This window comes from Pseudomonas taiwanensis DSM 21245, assembly GCF_000425785.1.
Lineage (GTDB): Bacteria > Pseudomonadota > Gammaproteobacteria > Pseudomonadales > Pseudomonadaceae > Aquipseudomonas > Aquipseudomonas taiwanensis.
On record NZ_AUEC01000068.1, the window covers coordinates 1 to 1302 of the forward strand.

The 1302-nt window shown below is 49.3% G+C and carries 1 protein-coding gene and 1 pseudogene; both read right to left on the bottom strand.

Annotation, left to right across the window (positions count from 1 at the left end; genetic code table 11):
- Positions 1-577: 577 nt before the first annotated feature.
- Positions 578-904 (bottom strand): hypothetical protein, encoded by a 327-nt coding sequence (locus H620_RS0118920; protein WP_023382557.1) that lies wholly within the window; start codon positions 902-904, stop codon positions 578-580.
- Positions 904-1302: pseudogene (locus H620_RS27115) on the bottom strand (hypothetical protein); the annotation flags it as partial. The pseudogene H620_RS27115 and the gene H620_RS0118920, both read right to left, overlap by 1 nt.

Consider the following 1302-nt stretch of genomic DNA (forward strand, 5'->3'; position numbering starts at 1 on the left):
TGCAGGCGGTGGATGAGGTTGCCGCGTTCGTCGTACTGGTAATGCGTGCCGGCGTACTCGCGCAGCAGGTTTCCGGACGGGTCGAAGGCGAAGGTCTGCACACCCAGGCGACCCACCGGTTTTCTTCTTGTAAAGCTTTATGAGCTTACCGTTTTTAGCACCTCATCGAACCACTGGAGCTGAATGCCGCTTCACACTCTTTGTGTCCTGCCGAAGGCTTTAGCTTTATCATGATCAACGTGCTCCCTGGCCGAGATTCTGTTGTACATGCCTTACTCATACGAGCGACCAGGCCGTCGACGTCCATCGCCTCCGGTAGGTAGCTGCCTGGACTGTAGCGGAAGCTGGTCTTGCATGCGCTCGCCAGCCGATCCAGCGGCCCTACTTGTCCGAATCGCGACTCAATGCAGTGTGAGCGAGTCTAATTCTGACGGAGGCAATTGACAGTGCGTCGACCACCATATATTGGCCGCAAAAATGCATTAATCTTTACAGCCAGACCTGAGCCATACTCCGTAATAACCTTAACAGGAGCTAAAGTCACAATGCATCTAACAGCAAACAAATCACGCCACAATCAACGCCTTATTTCCAAGAGCGCCCTTTCCAACATTTTCATATCTGGAGGAGTTTTCTGAGCCCCCTTCGAAGCCAGCCATCTATGAACAGGGTTTTTAGGACCAAATGCTATACTTCTACCCTCATCTGTAAGCTCACTAAATTTTACCTTCCTCTTTATTATCTGCCCCCTCTCATTTGTCACCCTACAACAAAGCAGGCCATTCATCTCAAGGAATCTGAACAGTTCCTCTAACGTATTATTTACACTAGCCTCCCATTCCGGGATATCCTTGTAAGACTCTAAAATACCATCGACATCCCACATTACAAAGTCTTCAGACATCACTCCCTCCTATGCAATTTAGACAGCCCCGAGACTGGCACAAGCTCTTGAGTACTTCTATCCCTAATATAGCTACCGCCCGCGGCCAAGATTCGTCTTTCTTTAGCCTGCCGCTCCATTTTGTTAGCGGCCATACTGGTGACTTCATAAGTTGTTGCAGTACCGTTTTCAATGACAACTGTATCGACTCGTCGACGTTCGCCAGTCACTGGATCTCTGACGGAACGACCAGTCACATCCCTCAAATAACATTCGCTCTGAATTGAAGCAGTTGGGTGTTTAGCTTTAATTTCCGCATTGAACTCCTGATGGCGGCGATCCCCATCAATCGCATTCTTGATCCGCTTCAGTCCCCACGGATCGATCCAATCAATAGGGTTCGGAACATACTCATAGAG